The organism is Paenibacillus sp. YAE3 (assembly GCF_057546105.1).
Genome location: NZ_BAAIYF010000022.1, coordinates 20,412 through 43,032, shown reverse-complemented (window position 1 = coordinate 43,032; position 22,621 = coordinate 20,412). Strand labels below are relative to the sequence as shown.

Here is a 22,621-nt window from a genome sequence, read left to right as displayed (position 1 = left end):
ACGTCCATGGGCTGGAGTATCACCATTAGTGGGAATAAACTTCCGGTTTCAAGATCCCGATGTAGGGCAGGTTCCGGTAACGTTCGGCGTAATCCAAACCGTATCCGACAACAAAGGCGTCTGGCAAGGAGAAGCCTGTATAATCTGCTTCCAGATCAACGGTACGGCGAGCCGGTTTGTCAAACAACGTGACGACGCACGTCGACTTGGCGTTGCGGCTCTTCAGAAGCTCGATCAGATGGCTGAGCGTGAGACCGCTGTCGATAATATCTTCGACGATCAGGACGTCGCGTCCTTCCACCGACGCATCCAAATCTTTGATGATTTTGACGACGCCGGATGATTTGGTCTGTGCGCCGTAGCTGGATACAGCCATGAAGTCGAGCTCGAGAGGTACTGTCATATTTTTAACCAAATCGGCCATGAAAATAAACGCGCCTTTGAGTACGCAAATGACCAAAGGATTGCGCCCTTCATAAACCTTGCTGAGCTGTGCTCCAAGTTCCTTGATTTTTTTCTGGATTTCCTCTTCGGTGATCAGGATTTCTTGAATATCGTTTTGCAACTGAGCGAACCTCCTACGTTTATACTATGAAAGTCTTACTATGACCATTACAGTTGCTCCACTGCCTCTGCATCCTCCAGACACATATGAAGAACGGATAACGTTCGTGCCCCGACCGCCGCATGCGCGGACCGCCGGACTCCCGGTATCCAGATGATGTTGCCTGAACCATCGACTAACACAGGAATGCGGGAGCGAGCGGATGGAGGTATCTTCGCGTCAATGAAAATATCTTTTACCTTTTTGCTTCCGTTTAATCCCATGACCTTCATGGTATCTCCAGGCAGTCTTGAGCGGAGTGTTAATGGAAACTTCAATTGGTCGGCATCGAACACTGCTTCGGCGCAAGCCTCGCCCTTGGCCTGAAAAAAAGGGTCATCCGGCGACTGCGCCTTCATCGTCATCCTCTTGCCGATTTCAGGAATAAAAAGTTCCGGAACAGCAGCTTGAAGCTCGTATGTATAGCTCTTGGACTGCTCTTGCGGCTTGTGCATAAACCATATCTTATCGTATTCGCGTATGCAGGCCAAGCCTCCTCCAATGTCAAGGCTCCAGGTCGTGCTTTTATTCTGAATCAAGGTTTGGCGAATCCATTCGATTTTGTGGAAATCAGTGATTTCGGAGCCTGCCGACAGATAATTTAATATTAGTTTAATCAACCTTCGTTGTAAAGCGACATGTAAGGCCAAAAAGGAAGGCGCTTCAAAATAGAGCCTTCCATTCTTATGCTGCACCGTTTCGCGATATGCAAAATCGGCAGCCCGCTCCATGAAATCGTCTTCCCCGCCCGCGATCTCGGCAAGCTGAACCAGCGATTGCCTGATCTGACCATTATATTGCCCCAAAAACGGCAGCACATCCAGCCGGATCGCATTTCGCCGGTACTTGGTGGAGAAGTTGGAGCTGTCGACCGCGTACTCGTAACCTTGCTGCTTACATACGCTGACGAGGTCCGTTTTGTATATACGTAAAAAAGGACGGATGAGTTCCACATTTTTTTCGCTTCTTTTTATTTTCATTCCTTTGAGCCCCGCAAGCCCGCTCCCCCGTAGCAGATGCAGCAGCACCGTCTCGGCCTGGTCGTCGGCGTGATGCGCCAGCGCGATGGTTGCCGCGCCCCGGCGGACGGCGGTTTCATGCAAAAAGGCATACCTTTTTTCGCGCGCCGCCTCTTCGAATCCCTTCCCGCTTTCTTCCATATAAGAAGGAACATCGATTCTCGCCAGCTCGAACGGGATGCCCAAGCCTTCGGCCAATCGGCGGACGAGCTTCTCCTCGTCGTCGGATTCGGCCCGGAGCCCGTGATGGACATGCGCGCAGATCAGGTTAAGCGGGACATGCAGCTTCGAAATTCGGTGCAGGACATGCAAAAGAGCCACAGAGTCCGGCCCGCCGGATACTGCGACTATGATCGTGTCATGGGGCTGCCATAATCCATGCTCGCCGGCCGTACGGAGAACATGTTCCGTCAACGTATTCAAATCGGTCCTGCTTTCCATTCAGAATCCCCTTTTCTACAGCAAGCCTTATGTAAAAAAGCCTCAGGACAAAAATGCCCATAAACAGGCCAAGCACGCCACCATAAAGGATAGAGCGAATGCATTGATCAGCCAGCGCGGGGTCTTACCCGGCAGCTTGCCGGCAAAGGCGGGCGCATAGATCGTCTCCTTCCACAGCTTCAGCGCTTCGCGCGAACCGGAGAATTCCCCCCGGATCGCCCGTCCCAGCCATTCGGCGTACACTTTCAGCTTCGGGCTCCGCTGCACGATCGACAACAGTTGACCCGCGCTTCGGGTTTGCGGCAAATGCCGGGTGGCGGCGGCTTTGAGCTCCTCTTCGTTCAACATCTGAATCACCAACACGGCAAAGGCAAACAAGTCGTAACCCTCGTCGCTCGTCCGCGAACCGGCATTCCAGTATCCCCGGTCGTACCACTCCGTGAACTGCTTGACGCTCCTTCCGATGGAGCTTACCCCGCCGTAATCGATCAGTTCCACGCGGCCGACATCGGACACCATGACGTTCTCCGGCTTTAAATCCCCGAAAATGAAGCCGAAGCGGTGCAGCCCGTTGAGCTTTTCGAGCAGGCGGAGCCCCGTTAGGCCGATCCAATCGTGACCGCGTTTGCGGATGAAATGATGCAAAGAGGTCCCCCGGATATAACGCATGACGTAAAACGGAATATCCCCGTCCGGGCCCTTAAAATCGTCCACTTCGAGCAAATAGGGCATGCGCGGGCCGCCTTTCGGCGATTCCGACGCTTTGCGTTTCGACTGCAGGGACATCAGCACGTTGATCTCGGATTGCAGGTCCAGCGTGTCGAAGCCCATTTTGAGGGCATACGGATCGCGGGAGCCTTCCTTTTGCACCAGGTAAACGACTCCGTTGGCCCCTTTTCCCAGCACGCGGCGGACGATAAAGCGGCTTTTGCGCCATTTCCCCGTTATGACCGTTCCGGCCGGATACGCCGGATTAGACGACGTAGTCACCGAGCATCCCTTCTCCTTCATCGGCATGTTCTCGCCATGTTTCGTGTCCATTTAGTGTACCATAACGGAAGAAATCAATCACCTTCATGATCGCGGGCCCCGTCGGCGTCGCCCCCCTCATCTGAATGCGCTGGAAAAGGGATCTCAACGCCCCCGCATCTTTCGTCCAGCCGCTGTCCATCACCGCATCCTCGCCGCTCCGCCGTCCCGGGAAGTGGAATACCGCAAGTTCGCTCATTCCTTCGCGCGCTTGAAGGCTGAGCATCAGATCGCGGATGGCATCCTCGACCGCCCCGAGCTTGGGTTTCATGCTGGCGCTGGCATCAATCAATAATGCCACTTGGAGCGGCGTCGTTTCCGTCATCTCGTCGACCACCTGAACGACCTGCGAGCGCTGCGACGGCGGCAGATCCTCAAGCGTCGCATCCCCCAGAATGTGCTTGAGCTCTTTGTTCACCGCTTGCTGAATAGTCTGAACCACCGTTTTGCGCGTCATCATCTGCATCGTCTGAGCAAGCTGCCTCGTGCCTACGATCCGGCTGACACCTCCTCCCGCTTTGGCAATTTCGGCAATCTCCAAGCTTCCAAGCTCGCCAATCGTACCGTAATCCACCACCCCCGCAACGTTCACCGTAATTCCTTCCTGGAAAGCATGGGCTGCCGCCAGCACCGGGCTTGTTCCTACATTCGAGCATCCGTCCGTTATCAAAAGAATCTGTTTCACGATCGATCTTCCTCCCAAAAATGGATTCTATTTGCCTCTAGCATTTCCATTTTTGAGAGATTTCAAACGCTAAAAACTCCCCCTTTCCCATTTCCCGGGCAATGCGGACGCTTTAGCTCACCGTGCGCGGCCGCTCCATCCGCGCAAGCCCCGGCACATGCAGCGTCGCCCACTCCGGCTGGTAATGCTCCACTTTGCCCACGACGACCGTCATGTCGTCATGGATGACGTTTTGCTGGTACCGGATCACTTTTTCGAGCAAAATGTCCGCGATTTGCTGCGGATCCTCGCTGTCGATCTCCTGGATCATCCGTTTCATCCACAGCTCCTTGTTCACCGCATGCCCCGGCGCATCGTAAATGCCGTCCGTCATCATGATGACGATGTCCCCCGCCTGCAATTTCAAAGTGACCAGGTCTACCTCGATGTCCTGTATGATGCCGATCGGCAGGTTGCTGGCGGATACCGGTATGACTTCGAGCCCGCGCTTGATAAAGCTTGGCGTCGATGCAATTTTCATGAAGGTCGTCTCGGCGGAATATTGGTCGATGAGGGCCATGTCGACGGTCGCGTACACTTCATCCGGCGAACGAAGCATCAAAATCGAGTTGACGGATTTGATCGCCAGCTTCTCGTCCATCCCGCTCTGCAGCAGCTGCTGCAGAATCGACAGGGCGGTGCTGCTTTCCTGCTTGGCCCGTTCGCCGTTGCCCATCCCGTCGCTGAGCGCGACCGCAAACGTGCCGTTGCCGAGCTCCATCATGCTGAAGCTGTCTCCCGACAGCAAATCCCCGCCTTTGGCCGCCCCGGCCACACCCGTCGTAATCTCGAACGTTTTGGCCGAACCGAACAGCACCGTGGCGAGCCCGTCTTTGGGCGACACCGACGATTCGTGCAGCACCGCGATGTGCTCGTCCAAAATGTCCGACAGCAGCGGCGCGATAATTTTGCGGCATTCATCGTAACCGCGCGTAAACGCATGCACGATTTCGATCTCCACATGCCCGGAGTCCAGGCTGATGATTTCGATGCCCTGAATGGAAAGCCCCAGCTGCTCGAGCGCCTCGCGAATTTGCTCCTCCTGCCGGTACATGGCTTGTCCTTCCCGCTGAATTTCGCGCGCGAGGTCCTCCATCACCTGGGACACGCCGGACAATTGCTCGGCAACGAGTTGACGGCTGTCGTATATTTGCCGTTTCCACTGCATATCATGCTGGTAAAGGCCGTACTGCTGCTTCATCTCCTGAAGCACGTCGCCCGTTTTGCCGCACATGCGCATCCATTCCTTCGGAATATGCTGTTCGGTCATTTCCGGGTTCTCTTCCACGGCGGACATCACGTCCGTCATATATTTATAGGTTTGATAAAATTTCGCGTCCCAGCAGTGGCTTCGCTTGATGCAGGAGGAGCAGACCCCTTCCGCGACCGCGTTCATGAAATGGTCCACCTCGCCCGAACGCTTGCTGATCTCCTCCGTGCCGGCCACCTGCCCGAAGCTTTGGGAGAGCTGCCGGAATACGCGGGAAAATTGGGTGACCCTCTCGGCCGTCAGATCGCGCACCCTTTTCGCATATTCATGCTGGGACTTGCTGTGATCGTTCGTGCCGGGCACATATTTCGATATCAACGAAATCACCGACCTCGGCGTCAGCAAAAACAGCGCAATCGCCGCGCAGGATTCCCAGGTGGAGGTCATGACGTCGCCCGGACCGCTGAAATAAATCGATAAAATGGACGAGCCGAGCAGCATGCCGAGCATGACCGCGCCTTTTTTGCCTTCCCGCAGCATGCCGGCAAGCATGCCCGAAAAAGCGAGCAGGCTCATCTGATAAATGGCGGAGATGTCGGCCAGGCTCAGGATCAAGCCGGTGACGACGCCGACCGAAGCCCCCAGCGGCGCTCCGCCGACCAAAGCGAACACCAGGATCAAATAGCGGGACAGCACATGCTCGACCGACAAGGAATAAATCGTCCACCCGACCGCCCCGGTCATGACGGAGGCCAGCAGGATGATGAGGCACAATATTTCCTCCGACCGCAGCTGATAATTCTTTTTTCGGTATGTGAATATCGGAATTGCCTGAATGAATACGAGGGTGAGCACGAAGCTGAGGACCGCATCCAGCGAGCTCATCATAAAAGCGTACCAAGTGAAGGACGAGCCCATGACGATCGCAAACAATTTGACGACGAACGAAGACACGAACACCATGAGAGGCGCGTAGGACACTTCGGCATGGTCGAAGGCGTTCAGGCCCCGATGGATCAAATAAAAGATAAGCAGTTCAGCGGCAATCATTAGCGATGCCGGGAAAGGAGCAAAGAGGCTGCCTGCAACAAGCGCCACGCTAACCGGAAGCAAATAATCTCGGCGCAAGAACAAAATGACGGCGAAATAAGCGATTGCAAATGGCGATAGCTCGTCCAGAATCATGGCTTTCCCCAGCAAAAACGCCATCAGCGTCAGCAAGATCATCCACTTTTTGGCTGCCAGCAGCTGAAGCGGACGCTGCACCGCAGGCATATTCCGCATGCGGCCCATCAAGCCGTTGCCTTCCAAGGAAGCCTCTTTCCGCAGCGTTTTAAAACCGGGTATGTTCACGTTCAACTTTTCCATGTACTTAAGCACCACCATTTCCTAGATTTGATGGTACCCATTATAAAAGCCCTCGAACAGGAAAGTTTGTCATAACAGCGGACAAGCCGAAAAGAAATTTCCGACAAAAAGGAACGCCGTGCGAAACGTCGGGAATGGCCCGCGGTTTCCCTCGCGCCAACCGTTTGCGGCCGTTCGGAACCCGCCCGGATGACGACGGCCCGCGGAAGCGTCGCCAATAATCCGCTATCGATTGCTATAGACAGAGCCGGAAATCAGTTGGATGCTGTCGTTAACTTTTTTTGGAAGCGACAAAAAAACCGCGGCAGGCTCGAACCTGCTGCGGTTTATTGTTTTTCCCGGTATTTCGCAAAGGAAATGAAAGCCGCGTCATTCGCGGTTTCTCATGTATAAAATTTCGCCAAAACAGGCGTTTCGTTCGTTACATGCGTTTTGCGCCGCGTCCTCCGCGCTTGGATTCCGTATGTTTCTTGATCGAAGAAATGCGTTCTTCGCTATCCTTCAGGAAACGTGACATTTTATCCTCAAACGAAGTTTTGCTGGCCGCAGGCTTAAATGGGCGCCCGCCACGTTCACGATTAAAGCCTCCACCGCCGCCAAAACGATCTCCATTTCCGCCGCCGGTGCGCTCCGGTCTTGGTCCTCTTGGAGGACGAGCTTCCGAGGCTGGCTTATCAACAGCTTGTTTGATGGAAAGCCCGATTTTGCCGTCCTTGTCGACATTGATCACCTTAACGGTAACAACATCGTTGATTTTCAGGTGATCGTTGACATCCTTGACGTAATTATCGGCGATTTCCGAGATGTGAACGAGACCCGTGACACCTCCTGACAGATCCACAAATGCTCCAAAATGCGTTATGCCTGTCACCTTGCCTTCTAACTTGGTGCCCACTTCGATTGCCATAGAATAAAATGATCCTCCCTTAAAAATATACAACAAGATTTGAGTCAAACCTTCGCTGTGGTGATTTGATTATACATAAAGCGCAAACTGAGGTCAACTGAGTAATAACCCAGTTCAGCGCCTATATTACGGGCCTGTTTCCTCGGCATGGATGGGTGTTTCTCCGGGTTTGTACATTCCGAAGTTCTTGCGGGCGAGCTGCCCAATGTACTCCGGATCGTTCAGCCTTTTGACATCGGTCATCAGCTGCTCCTTGGTCTTCTCCACGCTTAATTGTTCCTGCTTTTTCTTCGCAAGATCGGCACTCTTGTCCGCAATTTGCGATTGCTGGGAAATCATGGTGAAGCATGCCCATCCCAAAAACACGACCATAAAAGAAGCCCAGATCAATATCCGCCTCCGCGCGCCGGCGTTCTGGACGGTCCCTGCTTCCTGTTTCGATTTGGCCGTTTGCGTGCGAGCTTGTTCCCTGGCAGCATATTTTCCCATGGGCTCCTCCTTTGCATGCGTATTAGCATATATTTCTATATACGTTCGTCATTACCTCTATTCCTTCTTCGGAAACCATTTTTTCCATAGAAGAATGAGCCGGTTCAGGAGCTTGTCAAGCCAAACGGGCATCCGCAGGCGCGACGTGATCGGCCTGAGCATCCATTTCGCCAGCTTCCAGAACGGCAGCAGCAGCTTCAGCACGACGCGCAAAACGAACATCGCAAGCGCGCCCAGCATGACGGCCAGTCCCTTCAGCAGCTTCAGCAGCATCCGGATCGGCGCCCATACCAGCAGCCTGAAAAGCCGTTTCAGCACATCGATGATGTAACGCGCTGTCTTTATTAACATTACCACAAAACGCTGAGTTGTAACACTTAAGAATAAAAAATATAGCCATACCCCCAAAAAGAGTCCGACAAACACATAGAACCTGAGCTGCCCGTAGTTGCTTATATAAAGCATTCTGAACACGAATAAAGCGGCGCCGCACCAATAGAGGAGGTCCAGAACATGAAGGGTCCATCTCGGAAAATGCAGCTGGCCCGACAGCACCCGGTAGCTGTCGTAGGCCAGTCCCATCGCTGCTCCCGAAAACAGCATCCAGAGCAGGGTGATCCATTGAATATGCGGACTCATTTAAACAGCTTGCCGAGCATTCCCTTATTTTTGCCGTGGGAACCGGGATCCAGGTAAATGAGGGAATGGACCATGCCTTCAATGGAGAGCAGGCCTTCCTCGAGGCTCAAATTTTTGATATGTAAATTCTGCCCTTTAATGGTCAGGTGCCCAAGTTCGGTGTGCAGCAGAAATTCTTCGCTGTCGAAGCTCTCCACGTTATGGACTCCCGTCAAATTCAACTGCTTGCGGTTCAGCATATGCAGCTCATGCTGTTTGTTTTTGGCTGGCTCGATCATGGCATGTACCCCTCCTTCTTACCAATAGCTTATGGGAGGGGAATGCGGTTTAGAACCAAGTGTGCGTTCATACGCTTTCGTTTCGTTGGTTTGGCAAAAAGCAAAGCACCCCCCGGATCGAAAACCGGAGGGTGCATTTTATAAACGACTATGAAAGTGCTTCGGATTACCAATTCAAACCGTTGTCTTTTGCGATCGGTTCTTCCTTGACCAAGGAGTACAGGCTTGCGGCCTCATCCTTGCGGGTGCTCTCGGCGAGGCGTTCCACCTTCACGGTGACCAGTTTCTGTCCGAACTGCACGGTGATTTCGTCGCCGATCTTCACTGTGCTGCTGGGCTTGGCTTCCCTGCCGTTGATAAGCACCCGACCTTGATCCGAGACATCCTTGGCCACGGTACGCCGTTTGATCAGCCTGGACACCTTCAGGAATTTGTCGACGCGCATCTTATTTTACGGCTTCTTTAAGCTTGTTGCCCGCTTTGAATGCAGGAACGTTAGCTTCAGGAATTTCGATGGTTTTGCCGGTTTGAGGGTTGCGGCCGGTACGTCCGGAACGCTTGCGGGTTTCGAATGTGCCGAAACCGATCAGCTGCACTTTGTCGCCGCTTGCCAAAGCTTCGGTAATTTCGCCCAAGAAGCCGTTCAGAACGGACTCAACGTCTTTTTTGGTCAAGCCGCTTTTAGTCGAAATGTTGTTGATCAGATCAGTCTTGTTCATAAATTATTATCCTCCCAATATACAAAAAAATAAGTATAGGTGCGTCCAAGCTGCATATGCATGCAACCCTGGGGACGCCGTCTTCATGTTAGGATTTTCGCGAAAATCCTTCATGCGTATGATTATTCTTGGTGCCCTGCCAAAATTCCTGCCTGGTTCCGCCAAAAATTTAGATGAATGAGGAAATCCCTGTAAAAAAACGTCGATCGGCGTACCTTCCTCAGGTTCATGTCCGCTTTTTCGGAACCCTTGCAGACCTTTTAAGCTGATCGAATCCTTATCATACCTGATTTTTCGCCTGTTGCCAAATGGCGTCCATTTCTTCGAGGGAGCTTTCCTGAATCGATTTCCCTTGGGCTCTCAGCTGCTCCTCGATAAAACGGAACCGGCGGACGAATTTGCGGTTCGTTCTCGACAACGCCTCTTCCGGGTCCGCGTCCAGGAAACGGGCGGCGTTGGCCGCGGCAAAAAGCAGGTCTCCCAGCTCGCCGATTTGCTCCTCGGGCGCGTATCCCTTTTCGACGGCTTCGCGCAGCTCGGCCAGCTCCTCCTCGATCTTGAGGAACACGTCGCCGATCCGTTCCCAATCGAAACCGACCTTGGACGCTTTCTTCTGAAGCTTGTACGCCTTCATAAGCGCGGGCAGGTCCTTCGGAATGCCGTCCAGGACGGACGACTCCTCCGGATTTTGGCCTTTGCGCCGCTTTTCTTCGGCTTTCATCTGCTCCCAATTTTGGAGCGCTTCCTCGGCATCCTCCGCCCGCGTTTTGCCGAACACATGCGGATGGCGGAAAATCAGCTTGTCATTGAGGCTCTGGATGACGTCGAACACGCTGAAGGTGCCGAGTTCTTCCTCCATTTGCGAATGCAGCATCACCTGCAGCAGCAAATCGCCCAGCTCTTCCTGCATATGCTCGGGATCATCCTCGTCGATCGTTTCCAAAACCTCGTATGTTTCCTCAATGAGGTTCTTCCGGATCGACTCATGCGTCTGTTCCCGGTCCCAAGGACAGCCTTCGGGACTGCGAAGTATGCTGACGATTTCGTGCAGCCGCGCGAACGTGCGCTGGCGCAGCATGTCGTCATCGCTCCGCGGCACGTAAACCAGCGACAAATTGCCGTATCCCTCCACGCGGTCCAGCTCGTACAGAGGAACGCGCAAAACCTTCTCCTGACCCTCCACGCCAAGCGCATGGCCGACGATGACGGTGTAGTCGTCGGGATACAGCTCCATCAGCGCCAGCTTCACGTCCGACGCCGTAAATGCGTCGTACACTTGCCCGATGACGGTGTGCAGCTGCGGCTGCAGAAAGCTTGCATTCAGCCCGCTGGCATCAAGCAATTGAAAGCCTTCGATCGGGTCGAAGCCCAGGCGGATGAACGCTTCATCCAGAAAAGACTCCCCGCCGAGGATGGCCAGTTCGATGCCTTCGCTTCCGCAGCGTTCGCGGAGCATCTGCACGGTGGACTCCGCCACCATCGGATGTCCCGGCACGGCATAGACGATCACCGCGCCGTCCGCGCCTGCCGCCGCCTTTTCGATCAATGCGTCGGCGATCGAAGCATAAACCTCGGGAAACGAATCCTTCGCTTCATAGATGTAATCGAACGACCGCACTGTAACCTGCAAATCGTCCAAAACCGACATCATCGGATGTTCCTTCGTCCGAACGTAGACCTCGGACGCCTGCTGCAATTGTTTCACGATGCCGACCGTCAGGCGGTCCGGATTGCCCGAACCCAGGCCGACGATGGTTATGGATGCACCCATCCTTTATCCCCCCGCTCTATTTACCATTCTTCCGGTATTTGGTAGCAGCTATACTATATCATGGCTTTCTCATAGAAAAAAATCATCGGCCCCGCGGCATTCGGGTTACGCCAACAGCCGAAGCCCCCGCAGCAGGTCGGCGAGCGGAGCGCCGACCTTGGGCACCATGCGCAGCTCCTGCTCGCTGAGCAGGCGGGTTCGGACGGCGCCGAGCAGAAACACGGCGCCCCCGGCCGCGGCCCCGGCAAGGCTGGCCGCGGCGGCCGCCAGGCGGGCGTGCAGCCCGAGCGCGGACAGCAAAGCGTCCGCGGCGAGCATGGCGGCGCCCGCCGCAAGCGCCATGCCGGCGAGCACGGCTGCCGGCATGGCGAGGGCCCGGCCTGCGCCGATCCGCAGGCCGGCCGTGCGGGCAAGCAGCGCGATGTTCAGCGCTGCGGCCAGGAAATGCGCGGCGACGCTGGCGATGGCCGCGCCGGTAATCCCCAGCTGCGGAACCAGCAGCAGGTTCAGCAGCGCCTTCGCCGCCGCCGCGGCCAGCAGATGCAGCGCCGGCGCTTTGACGATGCCGAGCCCCTGAAGCAGGGCGGCGGAGATGATGCTCAGCGCGCTGCCCGCCGCGGTAAAGGCGATCCAGCGGATGACGCCCGTGCCCGTCCCGTCCTCGTACAGCGCGATATTGATCGGCTCGGCCAGTACGGCGATCCCGATCGACGCCGCCATGCCGATCAGCCAAAACCAGCGCAGCGACAGGCGGCACCGCTCGGCGATCAGCTTCTTGTCCCCCGTCGCCTTCGCTTCGGCTAGCGCGGGGATAAACAACACCGACAGCGAGGTGGCCAGCATCGTGACGAGCTGCACCACCGGCATGCCGCGGTTGTAAATGCCGAACTGCACCATCGCCCCCGCTTCGCCCACTCCGCCGCTTTTCAGCAGCCTTGGCATGGTAAAGGTGTCCGCCAGATTAACCAGCGAAATCGCCAGCGCGCCGAGGCAGATTGGAATGGCATATTTCAGCATATCCCGAAATAAATGGCCTCCGGACTGCCGGGGCTGCTCCTTGCCGGCTTCATCCCGGTCCCTGGTCCCTGACGAAGGTTTCCCTCGGCGCGCATACCCTCTCCAGTATCCGCCCATGACAACAAGACCGGCAAGCCCGCCGGCCGCCGAACCCAGAAGCGCCCCGGCGGCGATCGTCTCCGCCGACGCTCCCGCCGATGTCAGGTATACGAGCAAAATGATCATGACGGCGACACGTACGATCTGTTCCGCAATTTGCGACACCGCGGTCGGCATCATGTTCTGATAGCCTTGAAAAAAACCGCGCAGCCCCGTCATCAGCGGAACGAACAGCAACGCGAAGGATGAGGCCCGAAGAGCCGGGACGACGCTTGCGTTGCCGATCATCCAGCCCATAAGCGGCGCCCCGAAATAAACGGCCGCCCCGAACAATAGGCCCGACACGATCAACGCTCCGGAGGCGATGCGGATCACCCGCAAGCTCCGGGACCGTCCGCCCAGCGCCGCATCCTCCGCGACGAATTTGGCGACCGCCGACGGAAACCCGGCCAATGCCACCGTGATGATCAACGTATATAACGGATAAACGGTATTGTATATGCCAAAAACCGCGTCCCCGCCCATGTTTTGCAGCGGAATTTTTTGCAGCGTTCCGATCAGCTTCGACAGCACCATGGCGATGCCGAGCACGAATGCTCCCTGCAATATTTTGGAGGATGTCCCCGGTTCCTTCATGCCTCTCGTCCCTACTTCTCCCAAGTTTTATACCCTTAAACGGATTACATCTCTCCATTATACCTGGGAAAACGGAAACATAAAAACTCCCGCCTTTCCAGGTAGCGCCGCCAGCGCCGCCCTGAAGCGGGAGTTTGCTTGTTTTACTGCTCCATTTGTTTGCCGAGAAACGCAGCCGCGGTTTCGGCCATTTTGATTTCCAGCTGTGACATTTTCACGGAGTCGTCCTTGCTGAGTAGAATGACCGTTCCGATCGGGTCGCCGCCCGAAATGATCGGCGCCGCCACGAAAGAAGACAGCGTTTCCTGGTGATCCTTGGTGATTTCGTAGCTGCCGCCGCCGGTCTCCAGCAGCGTTTTGCGATTATCCATGCAGTTTTCGATCGGAGTGCCGATCGGCTTCTCCAGATACTCCTTCTTGGAGCCGCCCGCTACCGCAATATAGGTATCCCGGTCAGAAATGATGGTTATATGTCCCGTGCCTTCGTAAAGGGATTCGGCATATTCCTTGGCAAAGTCGCCAAGCTCTCCGATCGGGGAATATTTCTTCAAAATCACTTCACCATCGCGGTCTACAAAAATTTCAAGCGGATCTCCTTCGCGGATTCGCAGTGTGCGTCTGATTTCTTTAGGGATGACCACTCTGCCCAGGTCATCAATACGGCGGACTATTCCAGTAGCTTTCATTAACATGTTGCCCCGCTTTCTCGAGAAGATTTTTCAACTACTGTTCGGATGGGAAGATGTGTGTCCCAGTAATATAAGTGTGATATCTGACCATAGTATTCATCCTTTCCCAAATCCTTATACATGATGTTGGAATGAATAGTTGCGGTCCGATACAGATTGTACCCTTCACGGATGCCTGTTTTTGCCCACGCAAAAACGCGGATTTCTCCGCGTTTTGCCAAGTCAAGCTAGTATCATTTCGCGCCATCACCCTTAGGCTTTTCGGCATTTGGCTCCGCCTGGCTGCCGGTCTTGCCGTCCGACCCGGCCTGCCCGCTTTGCGTGCCGCCCTGCGGCTGCTGGTCTTCCGTTTTCGGTAGGTCGATTTTCTGAATGATGTCCTTGAGCTGGTTTTGGATGAAGTTGTCGATCTTCGCCGCGCCCAGGTTGTATTTGATGATTTCCTTCTGTTCCTTGGTCAGCTGATCGAACGTCGTCTCCTTCCGGGAGTCTACCTTAACGATATGATAACCAAGCGTCGTTTCGAACGGATCGCTGATTTTGCCCAGCGGCAGCGTCAGCACCTGCTCCTTGAATCCGTTAATGTTATATTGGCCGACGGTAAAGTTCTCGTACAAACCGCCGCTGTCCTTGGTCGCCGAATCATCGGAGTATTTTTTGGCGATGTCCGCGAAGTCTGCTCCCTGATCCAGCTGGGACTTGACGTCCTTGGCGATTTTGAGGGCCTCTTCCCTGGTGCGCTCTTTCTTGTCGCCGTACTGCAGCCCGATCAGGATGTGATGCAGGGTGGCTACCGTGTACTCCTGCTTGTTCGCCTCGAATTTATTTTTGACCTCGTCTTCCGTCACTTTGCTGTTCATGTCGGTCATGGCCGTCATCGTTTTGACGAGATAATTCCGGAGGTCCTCCTCCTTCAACTGCCGGCTCTCCAGTTCCTTTTTGAACTGTTCTTCGCCCATCTTCTCTTTATTTTGCCCGATCAGCTGGTCGGCTTGCTTTTCCCCTTCTTTTTTCGAGGATTCCGCCGCCTTGCTGCTCAAATAATCGAAAGCGATCATCTGCTTGACCAAAAAGTTTTGAAAATAACTGAGATTGACCAGCTGCGCATCATCCGGGGACGTAAAAGAGATGATTTTTTTCTGGGTCTCAAGCTCTTTTTCCGTGATGCTTCCCCCTTTATAGGTTGCCACCACTTTGCTCGTGTCTTTCGGTTCGGCAGCATCCTGCTGCTCATCCGCCCCGCTTTTTTCGCAGGCAGCCAGTACGGAAAGCATCATGGCCGAGACCACCGTCAAGATGATTCCCTTCCATGCCTTCCTTCTATTGAACGACATCCTGAAGTTCCTCCTTCGATTTGAACAGCTCCCGAATGGCCGCCAAAAAATCCTCCAGCAAACCAAGCAGCTGTTTGTCGTCGAGTCCCTTGCCCTTGATGCGGATCAATAAATGAGACTCCTGCTCAAATTGTACACGTCTTTCGAACTTATTGCCAATCTGGGCAAGTTTGGAGGTGCTGATTTTTTTCTCCTGGCCTTCGTAAAACTTCAGCAGCAAATCGTCGCCGCGGCGGTTGATCGAGTCGATGCCGTACATTTTGCCGTAAATCTTCAGGCGGGCCACCGCAAGCAGGTTGACCACCGCTTCAGGCAGCTCTCCGAACCGGTCGAGCAATTCGTCCTCCAGCTCTTTTTCGTCGTTGAACGTGCCGACGGCCGCAACCTTTTTGTAGATTTCGATTTTTTGGATGCTGTCATAGATGTAGTCGGCAGGCAAATAAGCATCGATGCCGATGTCGATGACGGTATTCCACGATTTGGACGGCTCTTCTTTTTCGCCGAGCATGGTGACTTTCCGCTTCTTGATCTCTTCGGCCAGCATTTGTGAATACAGGTCGAAGCCGACGGAAGCGATAAAGCCGTGCTGCTCCGCCCCGAGCAGGTTCCCTGCGCCGCGGATGGACAAATCGCGCATGGCGATTTTGAAGCCGGAACCAAGCTCCGTGAACTCCTTGATCGATTGCAGCCGTTTCTCCGCAACCTCCGTCAGCACCTTGTCCCGCTGATACGTAAAATAAGCATAGGCGATCCGGTTGGACCGGCCTACGCGGCCGCGCAGCTGGTACAGCTGGGACAAGCCCATTTTGTCCGCGTCGTGCACGATCAGCGTGTTGACGTTCGGAATGTCGACCCCGGTTTCGATGATGCTCGTGCTGACCAGCACGTCGTATTCGCCGTCAAGAAAATCGAGGATCGTCTTTTCGAGCTCAGATTCGGACATTTGGCCGTGGCCGACGCCGACTCTCGCTTCAGGCACCAGCGCGCTGATCTGGCTCGCCATTTCCTGAATGCCCTGTACCCGGTTGTAGAGATAATAGACCTGGCCCCCGCGGCCAAGCTCCCGTTCGATCGCCTCGCGCACCAGCGTCTGGCTGTGCTCCACCACGTAGGTTTGCACCGGGAAACGGTTCTCCGGCGGCGTCTCGATGACCGACAGATCGCGAACGCCCAGCATCGACATATGCAGCGTGCGCGGAATCGGCGTTGCCGTTAACGTCAGCACGTCCACGTTCGTTTTCAGCTTTTTGAGCTTCTCCTTGTGGGTCACGCCAAAACGCTGCTCCTCGTCGACGATCAACAGACCGAGGTCCTTAAATACAAGATCCTGGGACAACAGGCGATGCGTGCCGATGACAACGTCGACCGTCCCTTGGCGGACGCCCTTGATCGTCTCGTTCTGCTCCTTCCGGGAACGGAAGCGGCTGAGCACCTGGATGTTGATCGGATATCCCGAAAAACGCTCGCGGAACGTTTCGTAATGCTGCTGCGCCAAAATCGTCGTCGGAACGAGCACCGCTACCTGCTTGCCCTCCATCGCCGCCTTGAAGGCCGCACGGATCGCCACCTCGGTTTTGCCGTAGCCGACGTCGCCGCAAAGCAGCCGGTCCATCGGACGGTTTTTCTCCATATCCTTTTTGATTTCCTCGATGGCCCGCAGCTGATCGCGCGTTTCGTCGTACGGGAACATTTCCTCGAATTCGCGCTGCTCGGGCGTATCCTTTTCGAACGCGTAACCCGGCGTCGCTTGCCGTTCGGCGTAAAGCTTGATCAGATCATCCGCAATATCCTGCACGGACGAATGGACCTTGCTTTTGACCTTGTTCCACTCGTTGCCGCCCAGCTTGTAGATTTTAGGCTCCTTGTCCTCCGAGCCGACGTACTTTTGAATCAGGTCGATCTGCTCGATCGGCACGGACAGCTTGTCGCCGCCGGCATACAGAATATGCATGTAATCCTTGTGGATGCCGTTGATTTCGAGCGTGCCGATGCCCATGTATTTGCCGATCCCGTGGTTTTGGTGGACGACGTAGTCGCCGACCTTCAGCTCGGTATAGCTTTTGATGCGTTCGGCATTGTCCATGTTTTTGCCGAGCTTGCGGATTTTGCGCTGCTTTTGCGAGAACATTTCGCCTTCGGTAATGACCGCGAGATGGATCGAAGGCATCTCGAAACCCGTCTGCAGGTTGCCCTGCATCATGACGGGCTCTTCGATGTTGTAGTCCTGCAGGACGCGGCGCATCCGCTCGAGCCGTTCTTCGCCGCTGGCCAGCATGATGACCTTGACGCCGGATTTATGCCAGCGCTCCATCTCCGATTTGAGGACGTTCATTTGACCATGGAAATCCTGCATGCCGCGGCTGATGAAGTTCAAAATGTTTTGCGGCTGCGTATGCGGCACCTGGCGCAGGAAGATGGACATGAAAATGGTCTGGAAAGGACGATGATAGAGCACGGCCTCGTTTTCGACCGAAAGAAGCAGCTGCGGCAACGTTTTACCGTTTTGAAGCAAATGCAGGTTCCATTCGGCCTCGTCGCGCTCCAGTTGTCTTGCCGTTTCCAGGAGGCGGGCCGGCTCGTCGAGTATCAATACCGTGTCTTTGGGCATGTAGTCGTACAGCGTCTTGCGCTCCGGATAAAGGAGCGAAATATATTTATAGATTTCGGGAAAATAGACATGCTCGCGCAAAAGCTCCATTTCCCGGTTCATCTCTTCGGTCAGGCGCAGCTTGGCCTGGCGGTCCGTCATTTTGCCGAGCTGCTCCTCCAGCAAATGTCCAGCGGCTTCGGCTGCTTGGACCAACCGCTGATGATCGGCGATAATCTCTTTGCAAGGGGTAATGGTAACTTCCTTGACTTTGTCGATGGAACGCTGATCTGCCGGGTCGAAGGTGCGGATGGAATCGATATCCTCATCAAACAGCTCGACGCGGTAAGCAAGCTCGGAGGTCATGGGATAAAAATCGATAATGCCGCCGCGCAGGCTCATCTCGCCCTTGCTTTCCACGCGCTCCACGCGTTCGTACCCCATCTCGATCATGCGCAGCATGAATTCGTCGACGTTCAGCGTGCCGCCGTCCTCGATCCGGATTTGGGACTTCCCCATCACTTCGGGAGCAGGCAAAAACCGCCGTACCCCGGAAAAAGGCGCGACGACGACCCCCGTGAATCCCTGCGCGCATTTCATCAACACGTCGATCCGCTGGGCAAGCGTTTCCGGACTGGATACGGCCGATTCGGCGGCAACCAGCTCATTGGCCGGGTACAGCAGAACGTTTTCCGGAGAAAGCGCTTCCTGCAAATCCTCCGCGATTTTTTGCGCCGAAAACATGTTATGGGTCACGATCAGCATCGGGCGCTTCACTTCTTCGTACAATGCCGCCAGCATGATTTGCCGCGCGGAGCCGGACAGACCCGATACCAGCTGTTCTTTCATGCCTGCTTTTACGCCGGCGGTGACGGATTGCAAATCCGGATCTTTGGAAAACGCTTCTATAAGTGCTTGTAACAAAAGGGGCACCTCTCTCATGCTAACTTTTCTGGATTTTGAAAAATCCTCTTGTTATTTAAAAACTTCAATATTCCGAAAAAATCTACCAATAGGTCATCCCGGGGAATACCGAAAAGAAGCCTCAGCAAAACTGCCGAGGCCCCGAAAACGTCGGGTATCCCCACCGGATCTTTATTGGAGCGGGCTTGTGATCAGGCTCAGCTCCGGATTGTTCTCCAGCGCTTCCCTGCAATAATCGCAAATCACCTTGACGGTGACGTCTCCGCTTAAATCATACGCTATTATATCTCTCCGTTCCGCGGGGGTCAAGGAATGAAACCCGAGCTGGGCATCGGTTACCTGGGTCGAATCGAGAGTCCCGAGCGGGGTTCGGCAGTGCCGGCAGATATAATTTATAGCCATCTATATGCCTCCTGAAGGTGGTTTATACCCTCATTATGCCCGCTCTGCGCTTGATTTAGCCCTGTTTACCGAAGCTTGCCGCGCCCTTTTACCCGTTAAACTTCGCCATCGTCTGCTCGTAGGTATGATCGAGGCTGTATTCGGCGGCATCGCACGCACGTTCGATCATGTTTTCCAGCAGCTCTTTCTCCTTTTTCGGAAATGCCGATAGGACATAATCTACCACGGCAAAACCCGGCTCCGGACGGGAAATGCCCATGCGGATGCGGTTAAAGGTTTGCGTTCCGGTATGCTGGATGATCGATTTGATGCCGTTATGCCCGCCTGCGCTTCCCTGGTACCGCAGCCGTATTTTGCCGATCTCGGTATCCAAATCGTCGTATACGACGATCATGTCTTCGACGTTCGCTTTGTAATAATCCATGTAAGCCCGAACGGCTTCGCCCGATAAATTCATGTAAGTCATCGGCTTGATAAGCACCACTTTGTCGCTGCCGATCAAACCTTCGCCGATCAATGCCTTGCATTTGCTGGGGCCGAATTTGATCCCGTGGCGCTTCGCCAAAGCGTCAAGCATCATAAATCCGACGTTATGACGCGTTTTTTCGTAGTTAGAACCGGGGTTGCCCAGTCCGACGATCCATTTCATTTCGTTTTGATTCCTCCAAACGGCGGTATATGGCGAGAAGGGTTATATTTTCCTCCCGGAAAACATAACCCTCTTTCGTCGCCATCCATTTATTCGATTTCAAACAGCTTGCTGATCGACAGTTCCTCATGAACCCGGATAATCGCTTCGCCCATAAGCGGAGCTACCGAAAGCACTTTGATTTTGTTGCTTGGGTCTGGATGCGTAATCGGAATGGTATCCGTTACAATGACTTCACTCAGCGGAGAGTTTTCAAGACGTTCCATGGCAGGACCGGAGAATACCGGATGCGTACAGCAAGCGTAAACTTCCTTGACCCCGCCTTCCATAAGCGCGTTGGCGCCAAGGACAATGGTGCCGGCCGTATCGATGATGTCGTCGATCAAAATGGCCGTTTTGCCCTCGATGTGGCCGATGATGTTCATCACTTCGCTCACGTTCGGTTCCGGACGCCGCTTATCGATGATGGCCAGAGGGGCGTTCAGGAAGTCGGCCAGTTTTCTGGCACGCACGACGCCGCCGTGGTCCGGGGAGACGACGACCGGATTTTCGATCTGCTTCGAACGGAAATATTGCGCCAAAATCGGCACGCCAAGCAGATGGTCCACCGGAATGTCGAAAAATCCCTGAATCTGCATCGCGTGCAAATCCATCGTGATGACGCGGTGCGCTCCCGCTTTTTCAATCAGGTTAGCGACCAGCTTCGCAGTGATCGGATCGCGGGAACGGGCTTTGCGGTCCTGACGCGCGTAGCCGTAATAAGGAATCACGACATTGATGCTCTTCGCGGAGGCGCGCTTCAGCGCGTCGACCATGATCAGCAGCTCCATCAGGTTGTCGTTGACCGGGCCGCAGGTGGACTGGACGACATACACGTGGCACCCGCGGACGCTTTCATTCAGCTTCACTTGGATTTCGCCGTCGCTGAAGCTGGTCGTATGGGAATCGCCCATCGGAATCCCGATATAATCTGCTATTTGCTGCGCGAGCTTCGGATTGGAGTTGCAAGTAAAAATCTTTAATTTCGAATCACAATAAGTCATAAAATAAAAACCCTCCGTGCTGGTTCATTGAAATTCATGCCTGTCTCCATTGCCGTTTGAACAATGATGCTTCTAGGAAATTGTGATTAATCCTCTATTACTATTTAATCATCCTTTGGACGCAAATGCTACTGCTTGTCTTTTTTTGCCTTTGCGCGGGCACGGATTTTTTCGGCGTATCCCGGCTTGTTCTCCTGACGCTTTCTGGCAATGGCCAGATCGTTTTCAGGCACCGAATGCGTAATGGTCGATCCTGCAACCACGTACGCGCCTTTCCCAACCTTCACAGGGGCGATTAGATTCACGTTGCTGCCGATAAAGGCATCGTCTTCGATTTCCGTTATGGATTTATTATACCCATCGTAGTTGACCGTTATCGCACCGCAGCCGACATTGACGTTTTTCCCGACGACCGCGTCGCCGATGTAGCTTAAATGCGACACTTTGGAACCGTCCGCGATCTTGGCGTTTTTGACCTCCACGAAATCGCCGATTTTCACGTCTTCCCCCAATTGGGCTTTCGGGCGCAAATAGGCATAAGGGCCGACGGTCGTGCGGTTTCCGACTTCCGCCTGGTCGAGCACGGAATGTTTGATGACCGCCCCGTCGCCGATGACGGAATCTTTGATCTCGCTTTGCGGCCCGATTTGGCAGTCTTCGCCGATGACGGTGCTACCCGTAAGGACCGTGCCCGGAAGAAGCACCGTGTCGGAGCCGATTTTGACGTCCGCGCCGATATAGGTCGAGGCCGGATCAATGATGGTTACGCCGCCGAGCATATGCCGTTTGTTGATGCGCTCGCGCATCAAACGCTCCGCTTCGGAAAGGGCCAGACGGTCGTTGACGCCGATCGATTCCGCATAATCTTCGGTCATGTACCCAAGCACCGTTTCGCCTGCGCCGACAAGGATGCCGATGACGTCGGTCAAATAATATTCCTGCTGCGCATTGTTGTTCGTTACTTTATCGAGAGCCGCAAACAGCTTGGCATTGTCAAAGCAATAGGTTCCCGTATTGAATTCGCGCACGGCATCTTCTTCCGGCGAGCAGTCCTTCTGTTCCACGATCCGCAGAACGCTGCCGTCTTCGCTCCGGATGACGCGCCCGTATCCCTTAGGATTTTCCGTATAAGCCGTCAGCACGGTTGCCGCCGCGTTATTGCTCTCATGAAGCTCCGTCAGAGCCTTCAACGTTTCCGCAGTAACAAGAGGTGTATCCCCGCAAATGACGATGGTAGAGCCTTGTTCCGATCCGAGGAGATCCTTTGCCATTTTCACGGCATGGCCCGTTCCGAGCTGCTGCTCCTGCAGCACGTATTCCGCGGCCTCACCCAGATAAGATTGGACGGCTTCCGCACCATGGCCCACGATAACGACGCTGCGCTCGCAGTCGACTTCTTTGACGGTATCCAGCACATGCCCTACCATAGGTTTTCCACAGACGGGGTGCAGCACTTTGTATAGTTTCGATTTCATTCGTTTACCCTGCCCTGCGGCAAGAACAATCGCCATTCTTTTCAAGGATCTTGACCTCCCACTCTTAAACTCATTAAAGAATATATCGTATTCTCCGTAAAAAGAAAAGAGAGCCATAAGTCTGGCTCTCTTTTCCTTGAACCCCAATTGTGAACCTTAAGCGCCTTCTTCAATCACTTCTTCTTCATTGGCAGCGCGTTCATATTCCGCCAGGACTGCCGTTTGGATCTTCTCCCGCGTACCGGAAGAGATCGGATGGGCGATGTCGCGGAATTCCCCGTCTGGAGTGCGCTTGCTCGGCATAGCAACGAACATTCCATTGTTGCCATCGATGACCCGAATATCATGAACCACAAATTCGTTATCAATGGTAATGGATGCGATTGCTTTCATTCTCCCCTCAGAGTTGACTCGGCGGAGTCTGACATCCGTAATTTGCATGTGTGTTCACCACCTTTTTCCATCAGAGACTTGGTGTATAATTCCACACAGCAGTTCAAAATCCTCTTTTTTGGAGCAACAAAATGTCCTAATTTCAGGAATTTTTTTATAGAAATGAGATTGTCGA

Annotated in this window: 21 protein-coding genes; all 21 read right to left on the bottom strand. The window is 54.3% G+C overall.

Features of this window, described 5'->3' with window-relative positions; translation table 11 throughout:
• Window positions 1-25: 25 nt before the first annotated feature.
• Window positions 26-565 (bottom strand): hypoxanthine phosphoribosyltransferase, encoded by a 540-nt coding sequence (gene hpt, locus AC27KL_RS27115; RefSeq protein WP_339322871.1) that lies wholly within the window; start codon window positions 563-565, stop codon window positions 26-28.
• 47 nt (window positions 566-612) lie between these two features.
• The gene (gene tilS / locus AC27KL_RS27110; RefSeq protein ID WP_487171712.1) at window positions 613-2,064 is read right to left on the bottom strand and encodes a tRNA lysidine(34) synthetase TilS; all 1,452 of its coding nucleotides are present in this window, start codon (window positions 2,062-2,064) and stop codon (window positions 613-615) included.
• Between the two features lie 42 nt (window positions 2,065-2,106).
• The gene (locus tag AC27KL_RS27105; RefSeq protein ID WP_487171711.1) at window positions 2,107-3,054 is read right to left on the bottom strand and encodes a serine/threonine protein kinase; all 948 of its coding nucleotides are present in this window, start codon (window positions 3,052-3,054) and stop codon (window positions 2,107-2,109) included.
• Window positions 3,038-3,778: a vWA domain-containing protein gene (locus AC27KL_RS27100; RefSeq protein ID WP_487171710.1), complete on the bottom strand. Its 741-nt coding sequence runs from the start codon at window positions 3,776-3,778 to the stop codon at window positions 3,038-3,040. Before AC27KL_RS27100 ends, AC27KL_RS27105 begins: the two co-directional genes overlap by 17 nt.
• 112 nt (window positions 3,779-3,890) lie before the next feature.
• Window positions 3,891-6,320: a stage II sporulation protein E gene (gene spoIIE, locus AC27KL_RS27095; RefSeq protein ID WP_487171724.1), complete on the bottom strand. Its 2,430-nt coding sequence runs from the start codon at window positions 6,318-6,320 to the stop codon at window positions 3,891-3,893.
• A gap of 496 nt (window positions 6,321-6,816) precedes the next feature.
• Complete coding sequence (locus tag AC27KL_RS27090) at window positions 6,817-7,302, bottom strand: S1 domain-containing RNA-binding protein (RefSeq protein ID WP_036712758.1); 486 nt, start codon at window positions 7,300-7,302, stop codon at window positions 6,817-6,819.
• Between the two features lie 126 nt (window positions 7,303-7,428).
• The gene (locus AC27KL_RS27085; RefSeq protein WP_036712756.1) at window positions 7,429-7,791 is read right to left on the bottom strand and encodes an FtsB family cell division protein; all 363 of its coding nucleotides are present in this window, start codon (window positions 7,789-7,791) and stop codon (window positions 7,429-7,431) included.
• A 57-nt stretch (window positions 7,792-7,848) separates the two neighbouring features.
• Window positions 7,849-8,430, bottom strand: a complete 582-nt coding sequence (gene yabQ / locus AC27KL_RS27080; protein ID WP_487171709.1) for a spore cortex biosynthesis protein YabQ — start codon at window positions 8,428-8,430, stop codon at window positions 7,849-7,851.
• On the bottom strand, window positions 8,427-8,708 hold the full coding sequence (yabP, locus tag AC27KL_RS27075) for a sporulation protein YabP (RefSeq protein ID WP_036712753.1): 282 nt from the start codon (window positions 8,706-8,708) through the stop codon (window positions 8,427-8,429). The genes yabQ and yabP overlap by 4 nt, the downstream gene beginning before the upstream one ends.
• A 166-nt stretch (window positions 8,709-8,874) precedes the next feature.
• Entirely contained in the window at window positions 8,875-9,153 is a 279-nt protein-coding gene (locus AC27KL_RS27070; protein ID WP_036712748.1) for an RNA-binding S4 domain-containing protein, read from the bottom strand.
• Window position 9,154: 1 nt separating this feature from the next.
• Entirely contained in the window at window positions 9,155-9,427 is a 273-nt protein-coding gene (locus AC27KL_RS27065; RefSeq protein ID WP_036712746.1) for an HU family DNA-binding protein, read from the bottom strand.
• Between the two features lie 280 nt (window positions 9,428-9,707).
• Complete coding sequence (gene yabN, locus AC27KL_RS27060; RefSeq protein ID WP_487171708.1) at window positions 9,708-11,198, bottom strand: bifunctional methyltransferase/pyrophosphohydrolase YabN; 1,491 nt, start codon at window positions 11,196-11,198, stop codon at window positions 9,708-9,710.
• 105 nt (window positions 11,199-11,303) lie between these two features.
• Window positions 11,304-12,950 (bottom strand): putative polysaccharide biosynthesis protein, encoded by a 1,647-nt coding sequence (locus AC27KL_RS27055; RefSeq protein WP_487171723.1) that lies wholly within the window; start codon window positions 12,948-12,950, stop codon window positions 11,304-11,306.
• A gap of 143 nt (window positions 12,951-13,093) precedes the next feature.
• Entirely contained in the window at window positions 13,094-13,636 is a 543-nt protein-coding gene (spoVT, locus tag AC27KL_RS27050) for a stage V sporulation protein T (RefSeq protein WP_339322865.1), read from the bottom strand.
• Window positions 13,637-13,872: 236 nt separating this feature from the next.
• A complete protein-coding gene (locus AC27KL_RS27045; protein WP_487171707.1) occupies window positions 13,873-14,973 on the bottom strand; it encodes a peptidylprolyl isomerase in 1,101 nt (366 codons plus the stop codon).
• Window positions 14,960-18,484 carry a transcription-repair coupling factor gene (mfd, locus tag AC27KL_RS27040; protein ID WP_487171706.1) on the bottom strand — a complete coding sequence of 1,175 codons (3,525 nt, stop codon included), beginning with the start codon at window positions 18,482-18,484 and terminating at the stop codon, window positions 14,960-14,962. The genes AC27KL_RS27045 and mfd overlap by 14 nt, the downstream gene beginning before the upstream one ends.
• A 171-nt stretch (window positions 18,485-18,655) precedes the next feature.
• Complete coding sequence (gene fin, locus AC27KL_RS27035) at window positions 18,656-18,886, bottom strand: anti-sigma-F factor Fin (protein ID WP_036712738.1); 231 nt, start codon at window positions 18,884-18,886, stop codon at window positions 18,656-18,658.
• 88 nt (window positions 18,887-18,974) lie between these two features.
• The gene (gene pth / locus AC27KL_RS27030; RefSeq protein WP_036712735.1) at window positions 18,975-19,535 is read right to left on the bottom strand and encodes an aminoacyl-tRNA hydrolase; all 561 of its coding nucleotides are present in this window, start codon (window positions 19,533-19,535) and stop codon (window positions 18,975-18,977) included.
• Between the two features lie 89 nt (window positions 19,536-19,624).
• Entirely contained in the window at window positions 19,625-20,578 is a 954-nt protein-coding gene (locus AC27KL_RS27025; RefSeq protein ID WP_036712732.1) for a ribose-phosphate diphosphokinase, read from the bottom strand.
• Window positions 20,579-20,706: 128 nt separating this feature from the next.
• Window positions 20,707-22,089 carry a bifunctional UDP-N-acetylglucosamine diphosphorylase/glucosamine-1-phosphate N-acetyltransferase GlmU gene (gene glmU, locus AC27KL_RS27020; RefSeq protein ID WP_487171722.1) on the bottom strand — a complete coding sequence of 461 codons (1,383 nt, stop codon included), beginning with the start codon at window positions 22,087-22,089 and terminating at the stop codon, window positions 20,707-20,709.
• A 120-nt stretch (window positions 22,090-22,209) separates the two neighbouring features.
• The gene (spoVG, locus tag AC27KL_RS27015; protein ID WP_036712730.1) at window positions 22,210-22,494 is read right to left on the bottom strand and encodes a septation regulator SpoVG; all 285 of its coding nucleotides are present in this window, start codon (window positions 22,492-22,494) and stop codon (window positions 22,210-22,212) included.
• Window positions 22,495-22,621: the final 127 nt, after the last annotated feature.

Excerpts from the sequence above, each read along its gene's own strand:
- AC27KL_RS27070 (WP_036712748.1), bottom strand. The coding sequence starts at position 9,153 with ATGCGCGTCGACAAATTCCTGAAGGTGTCCAGGCTGATCAAACGGCGT.
- yabP (WP_036712753.1), bottom strand. The coding sequence starts at position 8,708 with ATGATCGAGCCAGCCAAAAACAAACAGCATGAGCTGCATATGCTGAAC.
- AC27KL_RS27055 (WP_487171723.1), bottom strand. The coding sequence starts at position 12,950 with ATGAAGGAACCGGGGACATCCTCCAAAATATTGCAGGGAGCATTCGTG.
- spoVT (WP_339322865.1), bottom strand. The coding sequence starts at position 13,636 with ATGAAAGCTACTGGAATAGTCCGCCGTATTGATGACCTGGGCAGAGTG.
- pth (WP_036712735.1), bottom strand. The coding sequence starts at position 19,535 with ATGAAATGGATCGTCGGACTGGGCAACCCCGGTTCTAACTACGAAAAA.
- AC27KL_RS27045 (WP_487171707.1), bottom strand. The coding sequence starts at position 14,973 with ATGTCGTTCAATAGAAGGAAGGCATGGAAGGGAATCATCTTGACGGTG.
- AC27KL_RS27065 (WP_036712746.1), bottom strand. The coding sequence starts at position 9,427 with ATGAACAAGACTGATCTGATCAACAACATTTCGACTAAAAGCGGCTTG.
- yabQ (WP_487171709.1), bottom strand. The coding sequence starts at position 8,430 with ATGAGTCCGCATATTCAATGGATCACCCTGCTCTGGATGCTGTTTTCG.
- tilS (WP_487171712.1), bottom strand. The coding sequence starts at position 2,064 with ATGGAAAGCAGGACCGATTTGAATACGTTGACGGAACATGTTCTCCGT.
- AC27KL_RS27025 (WP_036712732.1), bottom strand. The coding sequence starts at position 20,578 with ATGACTTATTGTGATTCGAAATTAAAGATTTTTACTTGCAACTCCAAT.
- spoVG (WP_036712730.1), bottom strand. The coding sequence starts at position 22,494 with ATGCAAATTACGGATGTCAGACTCCGCCGAGTCAACTCTGAGGGGAGA.
- glmU (WP_487171722.1), bottom strand. The coding sequence starts at position 22,089 with ATGGCGATTGTTCTTGCCGCAGGGCAGGGTAAACGAATGAAATCGAAA.
- yabN (WP_487171708.1), bottom strand. The coding sequence starts at position 11,198 with ATGGGTGCATCCATAACCATCGTCGGCCTGGGTTCGGGCAATCCGGAC.
- fin (WP_036712738.1), bottom strand. The coding sequence starts at position 18,886 with ATGGCTATAAATTATATCTGCCGGCACTGCCGAACCCCGCTCGGGACT.
- AC27KL_RS27085 (WP_036712756.1), bottom strand. The coding sequence starts at position 7,791 with ATGGGAAAATATGCTGCCAGGGAACAAGCTCGCACGCAAACGGCCAAA.
- spoIIE (WP_487171724.1), bottom strand. The coding sequence starts at position 6,320 with ATGGGCCGCATGCGGAATATGCCTGCGGTGCAGCGTCCGCTTCAGCTG.
- AC27KL_RS27090 (WP_036712758.1), bottom strand. The coding sequence starts at position 7,302 with ATGGCAATCGAAGTGGGCACCAAGTTAGAAGGCAAGGTGACAGGCATA.